The 15,655-nt window shown below is 53.3% G+C and carries 13 protein-coding genes; 1 reads left to right on the top strand and 12 read right to left on the bottom strand.

What is annotated here, in order from left to right; genetic code table 11:
- Positions 1–104: 104 nt before the first annotated feature.
- The 10 genes from carB to FDX04_RS24510 form a co-directional block, all read right to left on the bottom strand.
- Positions 105–3,329 carry a carbamoyl-phosphate synthase large subunit gene (gene carB, locus FDX04_RS14620; protein ID WP_137371146.1) on the bottom strand — a complete coding sequence of 1,075 codons (3,225 nt, stop codon included), beginning with the start codon at positions 3,327–3,329 and terminating at the stop codon, positions 105–107.
- A gap of 17 nt (positions 3,330–3,346) precedes the next feature.
- Positions 3,347–4,495, bottom strand: a complete 1,149-nt coding sequence (carA, locus tag FDX04_RS14625; protein ID WP_137371147.1) for a glutamine-hydrolyzing carbamoyl-phosphate synthase small subunit — start codon at positions 4,493–4,495, stop codon at positions 3,347–3,349.
- A 455-nt stretch (positions 4,496–4,950) separates the two neighbouring features.
- Entirely contained in the window at positions 4,951–5,772 is an 822-nt protein-coding gene (gene dapB, locus FDX04_RS14630; RefSeq protein WP_079937124.1) for a 4-hydroxy-tetrahydrodipicolinate reductase, read from the bottom strand.
- Between the two features lie 174 nt (positions 5,773–5,946).
- Complete coding sequence (gene rihC / locus FDX04_RS14635; protein ID WP_137371148.1) at positions 5,947–6,861, bottom strand: ribonucleoside hydrolase RihC; 915 nt, start codon at positions 6,859–6,861, stop codon at positions 5,947–5,949.
- A 66-nt stretch (positions 6,862–6,927) separates the two neighbouring features.
- Entirely contained in the window at positions 6,928–7,878 is a 951-nt protein-coding gene (gene ispH, locus FDX04_RS14640; RefSeq protein ID WP_079937132.1) for a 4-hydroxy-3-methylbut-2-enyl diphosphate reductase, read from the bottom strand.
- 1 nt (position 7,879) lies between these two features.
- The gene (gene fkpB, locus FDX04_RS14645; protein ID WP_003018929.1) at positions 7,880–8,329 is read right to left on the bottom strand and encodes an FKBP-type peptidyl-prolyl cis-trans isomerase; all 450 of its coding nucleotides are present in this window, start codon (positions 8,327–8,329) and stop codon (positions 7,880–7,882) included.
- A gap of 117 nt (positions 8,330–8,446) precedes the next feature.
- Positions 8,447–8,944 carry a signal peptidase II gene (gene lspA, locus FDX04_RS14650; protein ID WP_003018932.1) on the bottom strand — a complete coding sequence of 166 codons (498 nt, stop codon included), beginning with the start codon at positions 8,942–8,944 and terminating at the stop codon, positions 8,447–8,449.
- Positions 8,944–11,778, bottom strand: coding sequence for an isoleucine--tRNA ligase (gene ileS, locus FDX04_RS14655; protein WP_137371149.1), 2,835 nt, complete (start codon positions 11,776–11,778; stop codon positions 8,944–8,946). Before ileS ends, lspA begins: the two co-directional genes overlap by 1 nt.
- Before the next feature lie 37 nt (positions 11,779–11,815).
- Positions 11,816–12,754: a bifunctional riboflavin kinase/FAD synthetase gene (gene ribF / locus FDX04_RS14660; protein ID WP_079937134.1), complete on the bottom strand. Its 939-nt coding sequence runs from the start codon at positions 12,752–12,754 to the stop codon at positions 11,816–11,818.
- Positions 12,755–12,761: 7 nt separating this feature from the next.
- Complete coding sequence (locus FDX04_RS24510; RefSeq protein WP_079937267.1) at positions 12,762–12,965, bottom strand: DUF2575 family protein; 204 nt, start codon at positions 12,963–12,965, stop codon at positions 12,762–12,764.
- 117 nt (positions 12,966–13,082) lie between these two features.
- On the opposite strand from FDX04_RS24510, the gene rpsT reads away from it, so the two are divergent.
- The gene (rpsT, locus tag FDX04_RS14670; protein WP_003018940.1) at positions 13,083–13,346 is read left to right on the top strand and encodes a 30S ribosomal protein S20; all 264 of its coding nucleotides are present in this window, start codon (positions 13,083–13,085) and stop codon (positions 13,344–13,346) included.
- A 58-nt stretch (positions 13,347–13,404) separates the two neighbouring features.
- Here rpsT and nhaR read toward each other — a convergent pair whose 3' ends face one another.
- On the bottom strand, positions 13,405–14,304 hold the full coding sequence (gene nhaR / locus FDX04_RS14675) for a transcriptional activator NhaR (RefSeq protein WP_137360221.1): 900 nt from the start codon (positions 14,302–14,304) through the stop codon (positions 13,405–13,407).
- 38 nt (positions 14,305–14,342) lie between these two features.
- On the bottom strand, positions 14,343–15,509 hold the full coding sequence (nhaA, locus tag FDX04_RS14680; RefSeq protein WP_042312462.1) for a Na+/H+ antiporter NhaA: 1,167 nt from the start codon (positions 15,507–15,509) through the stop codon (positions 14,343–14,345).
- Positions 15,510–15,655 lie beyond the last annotated feature (146 nt).

Raw genomic sequence — 15,655 nt, forward strand, 5'->3', positions numbered from 1 at the left:
CTGGGGGTTTTCTGTGCACAAAAAAAACGGTTCCTTTACAAGAACCGTTTCTAATTTATATTGCAGATCCAATTAACGGCAATATCACCGATATCTTCAGTTTATTACTTTTTGATCTGCGCGTGCATTTCCTGCACCGAGGTTACTTTCTCGGTAGCGTCCGCGTTCAGCGCCATCGCGGTGGCGAAGCCGCCGTTCAGGGTAGTGTCGTAGTGCACTTTGTACTGCAGCGCGCTGCGGCGAATCAGCTTGGAGTCTTCAATCGCCTGACGACCTTCGGTGGTATTGATGATGTAGGTATATTCGCCATTCTTAATACGGTCCTGAATGTGCGGACGACCTTCATGCACCTTGTTCACCAGACGTGGATTGATACCCGCTTCACCCAGAACAATCGCGGTCCCGTGCGTCGCATCCAGCTCGAAGCCAAACTTCAGCAGTTTCGCCGCAAGGTCAACCACGCGCTCTTTATCGCCTTCACGAACGGAGAGCAGCGCACGACCTTGTTTTTTCATGGTGGAGCTACTGCCCAACTGTGCCTTGGCGAACGCTTCCGCGAAGGTACGGCCCACGCCCATCACTTCCCCGGTAGAGCGCATTTCTGGCCCTAACAGCGGGTCAACACCCGGGAATTTGTTGAACGGCAGCACCACTTCTTTTACCGAGTAGTACGGCGGGATTACTTCTTTGGTTACGCCCTGCTGTGCCAGCGTTTTCCCGGCCATCACGCGCGCCGCGACTTTCGCCAGCGGTACGCCAGTTGCCTTGGAGACGAACGGAACGGTACGCGCCGCACGCGGGTTCACTTCAATCAGGTAAACTTCGTTATTCTTCACCGCAAACTGTACGTTCATCAGACCGCGAACCTGCAGTTCGAAAGCCAGTTTCTGCACCTGTTGGCGCATCACATCCTGAATTTCCTGGCTCAGGGTGTACGCTGGCAGAGAACATGCGGAGTCACCGGAGTGTACGCCCGCCTGTTCAATGTGCTCCATGATGCCGCCAATCAGCACCATTTCGCCGTCGCAGATAGCGTCCACGTCCACTTCAACCGCATCGTCAAGGAAACGGTCCAGCAATACCGGCGCATCGTTAGAAACGCTGACCGCGGTCTGGAAGTAGCGACGCAGGTCGGCTTCGTCGTAGACGATTTCCATCGCGCGACCACCGAGAACATACGATGGACGCACCACCAGCGGGTAGCCAATCTCTTTCGCCTTCTCAACGGCCATCTCAATGGCGGTTACGGTAGCGTTCGCCGGTTGTTTCAGCTTCAGACGGTCAACCGCCTGCTGGAAACGCTCGCGGTCTTCCGCACGGTCGATGGCATCCGGGCTGGTACCAATAACCGGCACACCTGCCGCTTCCAGCGCACGCGCCAGCTTCAGCGGGGTCTGGCCGCCGTACTGTACGATGACGCCTTTCGGCTTCTCGATACGCACGATTTCCAGTACGTCTTCCAGCGTGACCGGCTCGAAGTACAGGCGGTCGGAGGTGTCGTAATCGGTTGAAACCGTTTCCGGGTTACAGTTGACCATGATGGTCTCGTAACCGTCTTCACGCAGCGCCAGCGAGGCGTGTACGCAGCAGTAGTCGAACTCAATGCCCTGACCGATACGGTTTGGACCACCGCCCAGCACCATGATTTTATCGCGGTCAACGGACGGGTTCGCTTCGCACTCATCTTCATAGGTGGAGTACATGTAAGCGGTGTCGGTGGCAAATTCTGCCGCACAGGTATCCACGCGTTTGTAAACCGGATGCAGGTTATACTGGTCACGCAGCTTGCGGATTTCCGCTTCGCGAACGCCAGCCAGTTTCGCCAGACGCGCATCGGCGAAACCTTTGCGCTTCAGTACGCGCAGGAAGTCAGCGTCGAGGCCGTTGATGCCAAGGTCGGTGACTTTTTCTTCCAGACGCACCAGTTCTTCAATCTGCACCAGGAACCAGCGGTCGATGTTGGTCAGGTTGAACACGCCATCGACGGACAGGCCAGCACGGAAGGCATCGGCGATGTACCAGATGCGCTCAGCGCCAGCGTCTTTCAGCTCGCGACGGATTTTAGTCAGTGCTTCCGGGTCGTCCAGGCTTACTTTCGGGTCGAAACCGGTCGCGCCCACTTCCAGACCGCGCAGCGCTTTCTGCAGCGATTCCTGCTGGGTGCGGCCAATCGCCATCACTTCACCGACAGATTTCATCTGCGTGGTCAGACGGTCGTTAGCGCCAACGAATTTCTCGAAGTTGAAGCGTGGAATTTTCGTCACAACGTAGTCGATGGACGGCTCAAACGAGGCCGGAGTACGGCCACCGGTGATGTCGTTCATCAGTTCGTCGAGGGTGTAACCTACGGCCAGCTTGGCGGCGACTTTCGCAATCGGGAAGCCGGTAGCTTTGGACGCCAGCGCCGAGGAGCGGGATACGCGAGGGTTCATTTCGATGACAATCAGGCGACCGTTTTTCGGGTTTACCGCAAACTGGACGTTAGAACCGCCAGTTTCTACGCCGATTTCACGCAGTACCGCCATCGAGGCGTTACGCATGATTTGGTATTCTTTGTCGGTCAGCGTCTGGGCTGGTGCTACGGTGATGGAGTCACCGGTATGGATGCCCATCGCATCGAAGTTTTCGATGGAGCAGACGATGATGCAGTTGTCGTTTTTATCACGCACCACTTCCATCTCGTACTCTTTCCAGCCAATCAGTGATTCATCAATCAGCAGCTCGTTGGTTGGGGAAAGATCCAGACCGCGTTCGCAGATTTCTTCGAACTCTTCGCGGTTGTAGGCGATACCGCCACCGGTGCCGCCCATGGTGAAGCTAGGACGGATAATGCACGGGAAGCCAACGTCAGCGGCAACCGCCAGCGCTTCTTCCATGGTGTGAGCGATGCCTGAACGCGCGGTGTCGAGACCAATCTTCTTCATCGCGATATCGAAGCGACGACGGTCTTCCGCTTTATCAATGGCATCCGCCGTTGCGCCAATCATGGTCACGCCGAACTCAGCCAGTACGCCCTGGCGTTCCAGTTCCAGTGCACAGTTCAGCGCTGTCTGACCGCCCATGGTTGGCAGCACCGCATCCGGGCGTTCTTTCTCAATAATTTTGCGTACTACTTCCCAGTGAATCGGCTCGATGTAGGTGGCATCGGCCATTTCCGGGTCGGTCATGATGGTTGCCGGGTTTGAGTTCACCAGAATAACGCGGTAACCCTCTTCACGCAGGGCTTTACACGCCTGCGCGCCGGAATAGTCAAACTCACACGCCTGACCGATAACAATCGGACCCGCGCCCAGAATCAGGATACTTTTTATGTCTGTACGTTTTGGCATGGCTCTTTTACTCCTGATTATTTCGCGGACTGACGGTATTGCTCAATTAACTCGATAAAGTGGTCGAACAGCGGTGCAGCGTCGTGCGGACCCGGACTCGCTTCAGGATGCCCCTGGAAGCTAAACGCCGGTTTGTCGGTACGATGAATCCCCTGCAGGGTGCCATCGAACAGTGACTTGTGAGTCACGCGCAGGTTGGCTGGCATCGACGCTTCATCGACCGCAAAACCGTGGTTCTGCGCGGTGATCATCACGGTGTTGTTATCAATATCTTTTACCGGATGGTTGCCGCCGTGGTGGCCAAACTTCATCTTAATGGTCTTCGCACCGCTCGCCAGCGCCAGCAGCTGATGGCCGAGGCAGATGCCAAATACCGGAATATCGGTTTCGAGGAATTTCTGAATCGCGGTAATTGCGTAGTCGCACGGCGCCGGGTCGCCAGGGCCGTTGGACAGGAAGATACCGTCCGGATTCATCTTCAGGGCTTCTTCTGCAGAGGTTTTCGCCGGTACAACCGTCAGGCGGCAGCCGCGGTCCGCTAACATACGCAGGATGTTACGTTTGGCACCGAAATCGTAAGCCACAACGTGGAACGGCAGTTCATCGGCGGATTTTGCTTCCGGCAGGTCACCGGCCAGCGTCCAGCTCCCCTGCGTCCAGCTATAAGGCTCCGCGGTGGTCACTTCTTTCGCCAGATCCATACCGTTCAGGCCTGGGAAAGCTTTTGCTTTTTCCAGTGCCAGCGCCGCATCCGGGTTATCGTCCGCGATGATGCAGCCGTTCTGAGCACCCTTTTCACGCAGCAAACGCGTCAGCTTACGGGTATCGATATCAGCAATCGCCACAATGTTATGGCGCTTGAGGTAAGAAGAGAGGTCTTCGGTATCGCGGAAGTTGCTGGCAATCAGCGGCAGGTCGCGGATGACCAGGCCTTGCGCATGTACCTGAGAAGATTCTGCATCGGCTTCATTGGTGCCGACATTACCGATATGAGGATAAGTAAGAGTGACGATTTGGCGGGAATAGGAAGGATCAGTGAGGATTTCTTGATAACCGGTCATTGAAGTATTGAAAACGACTTCCCCAACCGCCGAACCTGTTGCCCCTATGGCCCGACCGTGAAACTGGGTTCCGTCTTCCAGAACCAATAGCGCTGACTTAATCAAAACACCCTCCAGAGAATATTCACTCACTTTATTTGCATATTAATTCATTAACACCTCATGAATCAATGCAAATTTGCTTACCTATGGATTTCTGGCAAACGGCGGCATTCTAGAGATAGCCCACGTAAAAGTCTACCCAAAAGGGTAATTTTTATTATTATTTTACGCCATTGGGATAAATCACACGATTTAACAGGCAAAAAGATCAGCTAACTCAGGGTGGAAAACGCTTGCGGCAGGCAAAGAGTGTAAAAACAGAATGTAAGAGAGAAAAAAGTGGACCATTTGGTCAAAATTTACATTGAGATAACAAAAACACCCAACAAAACATATAAAAACACCAATCTGAAAGAAAAAACATACTAAAAAGCGAAAAATAAAAGGGCAATAAAATATTGCCCTATGTAATCAAATAATTATGATTACAATAACCACATCACGAAGGGTAATGAAAGCTATAAACTGCGTAAATCAAGCACATCTTTCATATCAAAAAGACCATTTGACTTTGATTTTAGCCAAATCGCCGATCGCACTGCGCCATTGGCAAAAGTCATGCGGCTGGACGCTTTATGCGTGATCTCAATACGCTCGCCAATATCAGCAAACATCGCGGTATGCTCCCCGACGATATCCCCCGCCCGCACCGTGGCAAAACCGATCGTGCCCGGTACGCGCTCACCGGTGTAACCTTCACGCGAATAGACAGCGCACTCTTTTAAATCTTTATCCAGCGCCCCGGCAATTGCCTCGCCCATCGCCAGCGCAGTGCCTGACGGCGCATCAACTTTATGGCGGTGGTGGGCTTCAATAATCTCAATATCGGTGTAATCGCCCATCACTTTCGCCGCTTTCTCCAACAGCTTAAGCATGACGTTAACGCCAACGCTAAAGTTCGCGGCGAAAACGATAGCAATCTCCTGCGCAGCATCGCGAATAGCCTGTTTACCGGCGTCATCAAAGCCGGTGGTGCCAATCACCATCCCTTTACCGTGCTGGCGGCAAAACGCCAGATGCGTCAGCGTGCCTTCCGGGCGGGTAAAATCGATGAAAACATCGAAATCATCTTTCACAGCTTCAAGACTGCTTTGCACGGTAACGCCCGTTTTCCCGGCTCCCGCTAACTCTCCGGCATCGCTTCCCAGTAAGGATGAGCCTTCGCGCTCTAACGCCGCACCAAGCTGTACGCCTTCCATGCCGAGAGTGGCCTGAATCAACTGACGCCCCATGCGTCCTCCGGCTCCCGCGATGGCAACGCGGATTTGTGCATCATGCATAGCTATTCTCTTTTGTTAATTTTACGTAAATCGTTTTCAGATTAACCAGCACAACGCTGCGCCGCCAGCCGAAAACGTCGATAATTAGAATTTAATGATAAACAGGCAGAGATATCAGTAAAAGGCATGACGCCACGGAATAAGCAGCGTCATATCGTTATATCAGAGTGGAGATCAGGGGGCCAGTGCCAGCACCTCTGCCACCCACTGCTGGAAACCTTCCACGTTCAGGCCCAGCGCAACCTGCGCATTTGCCGGATGCCCCAAACGTCCTTCGATGTCCACCACCGTCGTACCCGAGGTATATTCGCCCTGGGTTTCAACCGCCACGAAACACGACTGCAGGGTAAACAGTTCCGGGCGCACCAGCCAGGCAATGGCGCACAGATCGTGCATTCGCAGCCCCGTATTCATACTGCCGCTACGGTAATGGCTAAACAGCGCGTGCAGCATTTTTCCCGTCTGGTTAAGCTGAGGCAACGTCGCCAGATAGTCCGGGGCGAGCATGGCCTGATTAGTGACATCCAACCCACACATCACAATCTCCAGCCCGCTCTGGAAGACTTTCGCTGCGGCCTCGGGATCGATAGCAATATTAAACTCGGCGTTGGGTGTGAAGTTCCCGCGCCCGGCAGAGCCGCCCATAATCACCAGACGGTGAATGTTAAATACGCATTCAGGATAATGGGTCAGCAGCAGCGCAATGTTGGTCAGTGGGCCAATCGCCACCAACGTCACGGGCTGCGGGGCATGCATCAGCGCATCGCGAATCGCCTGGAAGGCGGGTTTTACCATCGCCTGGCGGTCGTGTTCGACAAATTCATACCCTTCCATACCGGACTCGCCGTGCACGGAAGCGGCATCACGCAGCGGTCGCACCAGCGGCATCGATGCTCCCTGCGCCAGTGGAACATCCGCATTCCAGAAGTGCAGCAGTTGCAACGCATTGCGAGTGGTTTTTTCCACCGACACATTGCCTGCTACCGTGGTCATCAGTTGCAGATCCAGCTCAGGGGCAAACAGCGCGGCGGCAATGGCGGCGGCATCATCAATGCCGGGATCGGTATCAAGAATGATCGGTAAGCGCATGGTTTCTCCATAAAAAAATGCCAGACGTTAAGTCTGGCATCTTCTCATAATCGTAACCGGAAAGACTTACTCTACTTCACGAACATCCACACGCAGCTCTTTCGGCACTTCGAAAACGATGTTCTCTTCGCGGCCTTCCAGCGGAATAGCTTCCCCACCGCCAAGCTCCTGCAGGCGAGCAATCACGTTTTGCACCAGGATATCCGGCGCCGAGGCTCCGGCCGTCACGCCTACGCACTGCGCCTCTTTCACCCACGCTTCCTGGATGTCGGTCGCATCGTCAATCAAATACGCCGCTTTCCCCATTCGCTGGGCCAGTTCAGCCAGACGGTTGGAGTTAGAGGAGTTCTTCGAGCCGACCACCAGCACAACATCAGCCTGTTCCGCCAGCGCGCGAACCGCTTCCTGACGGTTGGTGGTGGCATAACAGATATCGTCTTTGCGCGGCCCGACAATTTTCGGGAAACGTTGACGCAGAGCATCAATAACGTCAGAAGTGTCGTCAACGGAAAGCGTTGTCTGCGTCATGAAGGATAATTTGCCTTCATTTTTCACATTCAGTTTCAGCACATCATCTGGTGATTCAACCAGATACATTCCCCCTTGCGGGTTGCTGTACTGGCCCATCGTGCCTTCGACTTCCGGGTGCCCGGCGTGACCAATCAGAATGGATTCTTCGCCACGACGGCTGGCGCGGGCAACTTCCATATGCACTTTCGTGACCAGCGGGCAGGTCGCATCAAAAACCGTGAGATCACGGCCTTTGGCTTCGTTACGCACCGCCTGAGACACGCCATGAGCGGAGAAAATCAGGATCGCGCCATCCGGCACTTCGCTGATTTGCTCGATAAAAATAGCGCCGCGCTCGCGCAGGCTATCCACCACATAGCGGTTATGCACCACCTCGTGACGGACATAAATCGGCGCGCCATAAATAGCCAGCGCGTTTTCCACAATGCTGATAGCGCGGTCTACGCCAGCGCAAAAACCGCGCGGGTTGGCCAACAGGATCTGCATTTTACGCCTCCAGTGCCGGTTCGACTTCCAGCACTTCAATATCAAAATGAACGGTATGCCCGGCCAGCGGATGGTTGAAATCAACCGTGATCGAGTCACCGTTGATTTCGCGGATCACGCCAGGCATCTCACTGCCGTCCATTGCGGTAAAGAGCATGATAGCGCCAATTTCTGGCTCGCCCGCGTCCATAAATTCCCGACGCGAGAAATACTGAATTAAATCCGGACTTGACACGCCAAAGGCGGCATCCGGTTCCAGAGCAAAAGTGGTTTTATCACCTTCTTTTAGCCCCAGCAGGTGTTGTTCCAGTCCTTCAGACAGAGAACCGTCGCCCAGGCGAAACAGCGCAGGCTTGCCGTTATTGCGGGTTGACTCTGCGGTGGAGCCATCGTCGAGCTTAAGGGTGAAGTGCACCAGCACCGCACTGTTACTCTGTACTGATTTAGACATGCAGGTTGCTCTTTAAAATTGCTGCCGCCTGTTTGCCCGGTGGCGCTACGCTTACCGGGCCTACAAGGATCGCAGTAAATTGTAGGCCGGATTAGCATAGCGCCATCCGGCATTTTTTTATGCGGCTTTTTTCTCTTTCGACGGTAAGAAGCCTTCGAGGACAATCAATGCCGCCCCGATACAGATAGCTGTATCGGCCAGATTGAAGGTCGCGAAATGCCAGTCACCGACGTAAAAGTCAATCATATCAACCACGAAGCCGTGCCACAGGCGGTCGAACAGGTTGCCCAGCGCACCGCCAATGATTAACGCATACGCGATGTTGTTCAGCTTCTGCGTCGCCTTCGAGCGATACATCATCACCATCAGAATGACGCAAATACCGATGGCGATGCCGGCAAAGAACCAACGTTGCCAGCCACCGCTGTCAGCTAAGAAGCTAAACGCCGCACCGTAGTTACGCGCGTAGTGCAGATTAAGCGACGGAAACAGCGACACCGTATCCCCCAGAGCAAAGTTCTGGAGGATCAGGTATTTGCTGCCTAAATCGATAATCAGCACGACTACCACCAGCCACAGCCAGCGTAGTCCTGTTGAACAAAGAGGCTTACTCATCAGGCAAACTTACGTTGTTCGCCATCACCGGCGATGTTGCTGACACAGCGTCCGCAGATATCTGCATGTTCCGCCACCTGACCGACGTCGGTAGTGTAATGCCAGCAGCGCGGGCATTTCTCACCTTCGGCCTTGCTCAGTACGATTTTCAGACCTTTGAGCAGTTCGCTCTGCTGAGCATCAGCAGGAGCCGCTGCATAATCCGCAACCGTCGCACCGGAGGTCAGCAGAACAAAGCGCAACTCTTCGCCCAGCGCGGTCAGTTTCGCCGCCAGTTCGGGTTCAGCGTACAGGGTCACTGCCGCTTCCAGAGAACCACCGACTTTCTTATCCGCACGCGCCTGCTCGATGACCTTGTTCACTTCGCCGCGCACTTTCAGCAGCTCGTCCCAGTAGGCATCGTTCATCGCTTCGGTTTCGCCTAAGCCAAACAGACCTTCGTACCATTCACCGGTAAAGACGTACTTCTCACGATCGCCCGGCAGGTAGCCCCAGATTTCATCGGCGGTGAAGGACATGATCGGCGCCATCCAACGAACCAGCGCTTCAGCGATATGGAACAGCGCAGTCTGGCAGCTACGACGCGCCACGCTGTCCGCTTTCGCGGTGTACTGACGGTCTTTGATGATGTCGAGGTAGAACGAGCCCATTTCTACAGAGCAGAAGCGCATCAGGCGCTGTACCACTTCGTGGAAATCATAGGCTTCGTAAGCTTTCAGGATCTCTTCCTGTGCAGCTTGCGCACAACCTACCGCCCAACGATCCAGCACCACCATATCTTCCGGTTTCACCATGTCTTTCACTGGATCGAACCCGTTCAGGTTCGCCAGCAGGAAGCGCGCGGTGTTACGGATACGACGATAGCTGTCGGCAGCACGTTTCAGGATTTCGTCAGAAACGGCCATTTCGCCAGTATAGTCGGTAGAAGCAACCCACAGACGCAGAATATCCGCGCCCAGTTTGTTCATCACGTCCTGCGGAGAAACGGTGTTACCGATAGATTTGGACATCTTACGGCCCTGACCATCAACGGTGAAACCGTGGGTCAGTACCTGGCGATAAGGTGCTTTGCCTTTCATAGCGGTGGAGATCATCAGGGAAGACATGAACCAGCCACGGTGCTGGTCAGAACCTTCCAGATACATATCGGCCGCATGGCCTGCAAACTCAGGGCGCACGTCCACGACGGATGAGTGGGTTGAACCGGAGTCGAACCACACGTCCAGCGTATCCGGGACTTTGACATACTGGTCAGCTTCGTCGCCGAGGATATCTTTCGGATCGAGATCCCACCACGCCTGGATGCCGTCAACTTCAACGCGTTTGGCGACTTCTTCCATCAGTTCGATAGCGCGCGGATGCAGCTCTTCGGTATCTTTGTGAACAAACAGAGACATCGGCACGCCCCACGTACGCTGACGGGAGATACACCAGTCAGGACGGTTGGCAACCATCGATTCAATACGCGCCTGACCCCAGTCTGGGATCCACTGCACGCCTTTGATTTCTTTCAGCGACTGAGCGCGCAGGCCTTTCTGGTCCATGCTGACGAACCACTGTGGCGTCGCACGGAAGATGATCGGTGACTTGTGACGCCAGCAGCATGGGTAGCTGTGCTGCATCTTCTCAACATGCAGCAGCGCGCCTTTTTCGCTCAGCAGCGCAACGATTTTGTCGTTGGCTTTAAAGACGTTCACACCGTCCAGATCCGGATAGGTACCCGCCAGGTATGCGCCGTCCGGACCAACCGGGTTAGCGATTTCCAGACCGTACTTCTGGCTGATGACGTAGTCATCCGGACCGTGGCCGCCAGCGGTATGGACCGCACCGGTACCCGCGTCCAGCGTAACGTGATCGCCAAGGATAGCCGGCACGTCAAAGCCCATGAATGGGTGAGTAAAGCGCAGCAGTTCCAGCTCTGCGCCTTTAACGGTGTTAGACCACTCAGACATACCTTTAGAGTCAGGATTTTCTTTCGTCATAACTTCGAGGAAAGTACCATACAGGTCCTGAGCAACAATGAAATTCTTCCCTTCAAAATTGCACATCACATAATCAAAATCAGGGCCCAATGTAATGGCTCTATTCGCAGGCAGCGTCCAAGGTGTAGTTGTCCAGATAACTAAAGACACCGGTCCATCAACAGAGGTTGCCCCAAATTTAGCTTTTACAGCATCAGGATCCGCGGCCTCAAATGCTACATAAATGGACGGAGAGGTTTTGTCATAATACTCAACTTCCGCTTCCGCCAGCGCGGAACGGCAGTCAACGCACCAGTGCACCGGCTTCGCACCTTTGTGCAGGTGACCGTTACCGATGATTTTACCCAGCGCACGAATGATGTTGGCTTCGGTTTTGAAGTCCATGGTCAGGTACGGATGCGACCAGTCGCCCAGTACGCCAAGACGGATAAAGTCTTTACGCTGACCGTCAACCTGGGTCGCTGCGTATTCGCGGCACTTGGCACGGAACTCAGCGGCGGTAAACTTCTCGCCCGGTTTGCCGTATTCCTGCTCTACTTTCAGCTCGATCGGCAGACCGTGGCAGTCCCAGCCCGGAACGTAAGGCGAGTCATAACCCGTGAGTCCTTTGGACTTCACGATAATGTCTTTCAGAATCTTGTTAACCGAGTGACCAATATGAATGCTGCCATTCGCATAAGGAGGGCCATCATGCAGAATGAAGGTTTTTTTGCCTTTTTTGGCCGCACGAATGATGCCGTACAGGTCATCATCAGTCCAACGCGCCAGCATTCCCGGTTCGCGCTTGGCGAGATCGCCGCGCATCGGGAACCCTGTTTCCGGCAAATTCAGGGTTGATTTATAGTCACTCATCAGATTCTCGGTTCCGTATTTAAAACTCGTATAGGCATTAAGCCGGTTTTGTTAGCCCAAAAAATTCACGGGCAGTCAACTCATCACGCGCAATCTGCGCTTTTAGCTCATCCAGCGAGGCGAATCGCTGTTCGCTGCGTATTTTTTTACGCAGTACTACATCTATATGGCGACCATACAGGTCCATTACAACGTCCAATAGATGCACTTCCAACTGTTGGCGTACGCCTGCTACCGTCGGGCGGGTGCCGATGTTGGCGACGCCGGGCAACGGTTTGTCACCCAGTCCCATCACTTCAACCGCATAAACCCCTTTCACCGGAGAAACCTGGCGACGCAGCGGTAAGTTTGCCGTCGGAAAACCGATGGTGCGCCCTAATTCATCACCGTGAACGACACGTCCTGAGATAGTAAAAGGATGCCCAAGTAGGCTTTCGGCCAGTTGCAGGTTATCTTCTGCCAGCGCCTGACGTACCGCGGTGCTGCTAATGCGCACACCGCCTTCGCAGAAGGTTTGGGTGCTGGTGATATCAAAACCATACTCAGCGCCCGCTTCCTGTAATAACAAGAAATCGCCCGCACGGCTAGCGCCAAAGCGGAAATCATCGCCAACGGCAAGAAATTGTACACCAAGGCGCTTAACCAGCAGATCGCTGATGAAGGTCTGCGCCGTTAATGCCGCAAAGCGCCTGTCAAAACGCACGCACAGCACGTAGTCCACGCCGCATTCCGCCAGATAACGCAGTTTTTCCCGCAGGCGGGTAAGGCGCGCAGGTGACTTCTCCGTCGCAAACAGTTCCAGCGGCTGTGGTTCGAAAATCATCACCACCACCGGTAAATTGCGTTTGCGCCCTTCTTCCCGTAAGCCTTGCAGCAACGCACGGTGGCCACGGTGCACGCCGTCGAAATTACCAATAGTCAGCACACACCCATGCGGGGCCTGGCTGAGATTATGTATGCCTCGTATCAGCTTCATGTCTGGCTCAAAACAGTGAAAATCGTGAAAGTATACCCTGTACCGCGGTCAACGTTAACCGGCGATTGTTTCTACGAAACAGAAAGAGGATTGTTTTCATTGTTATGAAACAAATTGCAGACCTCCATGGGCACGCCAATGCAATTTTTCTCGTCGAAAAGCTGTATTCACAGCACGCAAGCTGGTAGAATCCTGCGCCATCACTACGCAACGAGTGCTGTAATTTAAACGGCGCTTATTTGCACAAATCCATTGACAAAAGAAGGCTAAAAGGGCATATTCCTCGGCCTTTGAATTGTCCATATAGAACACATTTGGGAGTTGGACCTTGGCTAATATCAAATCAGCTAAGAAGCGCGCCGTTCAGTCTGAAAAGGCCCGCAAGCACAACGCTAGCCGTCGCTCTATGATGCGTACTTTCATCAAGAAAGTATACGCAGCTATCGAAGCTGGCGACAAAGCTACTGCACTGAAAGCATTTAACGAAATGCAACCAATCGTGGACCGTCAGGCTGCTAAAGGTCTGATCCACAAAAACAAAGCTGCACGTCATAAAGCAAACCTGACTGCACAGATCAACAAACTGGCTTAATCGCCTGCTTGTTGTCGCTTTGTAAAAAAACCCGCGCAAGCGGGTTTTTTTATGGCTGTCATTTGTTCATTGGCGTAAAGAGCGCCGAGTAGTCCGCATTACAAATACGCTGCACCGCCGGATGCTGGATCATCCTTTCCGCAAATATAGCGTGGTACTCCTCCATCACATTCTCCACGCGCCCAATCTCAACAATCGAATCATCGGCATAGAAGTTGTTCGAATAGAGCGTCGGGGCAACGAAAATAGCGTTATGCGTTGCACCAAAAGCTTTCATCAGCGCTGCGTCATCAAACTCGCCGAGGATTTCAACGTTCAAGCCTTGTGAGTTAATCCAGTTCAACAGCTTACGACCGAGCATCGAACGTCGTCCAGGAATCAGTAATCGACGCTCTTCCAGACAGGCCGGAAACGGCTTCTCAGGCAAAGGCTGGATGCACCAAAAACTCACGCCGCATTCGCCTATGCGCACCGAGAACAACCCTTCCTGTTGCGTAGAATCAATCGGACAGTCAGAGATAATCATATCCAGCTTATGCTGGCTGAGTTGGTCCAGCAGCATCTCGTGCGTTGATTCAAAACAACGCAGATGGATTTGTTCATCTTCCACCACCGCGGCATCCAACACACGGCTGACCAGCTGTTTGGATAGTGCATCCGCCACACCGACATCAAACAGCAAGTTAGACTCTTTGCGGTAGTTCACGATATCCAGCATTTCCTGGCTTAACGTGAACATTTTATCCGCATAACGAAAGACTAACTCGCCCAACTCGCTTGGCTCCAGCCCACGCCCCTTCCGCTTGAACAACTTTCCCTGTAAACGTTCTTCAAGCGCTTTGATCTGCCCGGTAATGGTCTGCGGTGTCAGATAAAGCGCTTCTGCTGCACCAACCACCGACCCTTCTTTATAGACATGCCAAAAGTAATACAGGTGGTTGTAATTTATATGAGACATACTCTCTCCCTGAAAATTGTCACGAAAGGGTTATCCTGTCAGGCGGATGCGTTTAACCGGGTGCGTAACCAGCAGTAACCAATTACCGCCGACAGCAAGGAGCCAATCAGGATCCCCAGTTTCGCCCAGTTAATCAGCTCAGGATCGACATTACCAAACGCCAGGCTGGCGATGAAAATCGACATCGTAAAGCCAATACCGCACAGAATCCCGACCGCCATGATCTGCTGGAAATTCGTTCCTTCAGGTAATTGCGCCAGCTTTAAGCGTAACGCCAGCCAGCAAAACAGGCTGATACCCAGAGGTTTACCAATCAACAGACCTGCAATAATCCCCAACGGTAATACAGAGGTCAGTCCATCAATAGTGACGCCCTGCAGTGAAACGCCTGCGTTGGCGAAGGCAAACAGCGGCAGGATCAGGTATGCCACCCACGGATGCAAAACATGCTCCAGACGCTTTGCCGGTGAACGTCCGTGTTTTTCCTTTAACGGAATGAAGAAACCGACGATCACGCCAGCCAGCGTCGCATGCACGCCAGACTTCAGTACCGCAGTCCATAGCACCACGCCCACCAGAATATAAATCCCGGTACGTCTCACGCCACACAGATTCAAGGCTGCCAGGACGAGAATGGCACACGCGGCAACGCCCAGCGACAGCAGCGAGAGATCGCTGGTGTAGAACAGCGCAATGATCACGATAGCGCCAAGATCATCGATAATCGCCAGCGCCATGAGAAAGATTTTCAGCGCCAACGGAACACGACTGCCCAACAGTGCCAGCACGCCTAATGCAAAAGCGATATCCGTTGCAGCCGGGATCGCCCACCCTTCACGAGTGATAGGGTCAGCATAGTTAAATGCCAGATACAGTAGCGCCGGGACAATCATCCCCCCGATAGCGGCAATGATCGGAAATGCAGCCTGACGCAGACTGGCCAGCGACCCCTGCATCAACTCGCGCTTTACCTCCAGACCAATCAACAGGAAGAACACCGCCATCAACGCGTCATTGATCCACAGCAGCATATTTTTGTTGATCTCAAGCGCGCCAACCCGCAGTTGAACGGGCGTTTCCAGAAAGGCGTGGTACCATCCACTGGTGATCCCGATATTTGCCATCAACATAGCGACGACGGCTGCGATGATCAGGATGATGCCCCCCGAGGCGTCACTACTAAAAAAACGATGCAGATGTTTCACTTTTATTCTCTCTATTAGGTGAATACTTCGTAAATACTATCTTACACCCTCAAAAAGCTCGTTAAAATTAGATTATTTATGATGAATAGATCGGTTTTTACGAACCATATATCCAGGAGGTAACTGCTGAAAATCAGTATTTAACC

Origin of the sequence: Citrobacter sp. wls615 (assembly GCF_005281355.1) — a bacterium.
Classification (GTDB): domain Bacteria; phylum Pseudomonadota; class Gammaproteobacteria; order Enterobacterales; family Enterobacteriaceae; genus Citrobacter; species Citrobacter werkmanii.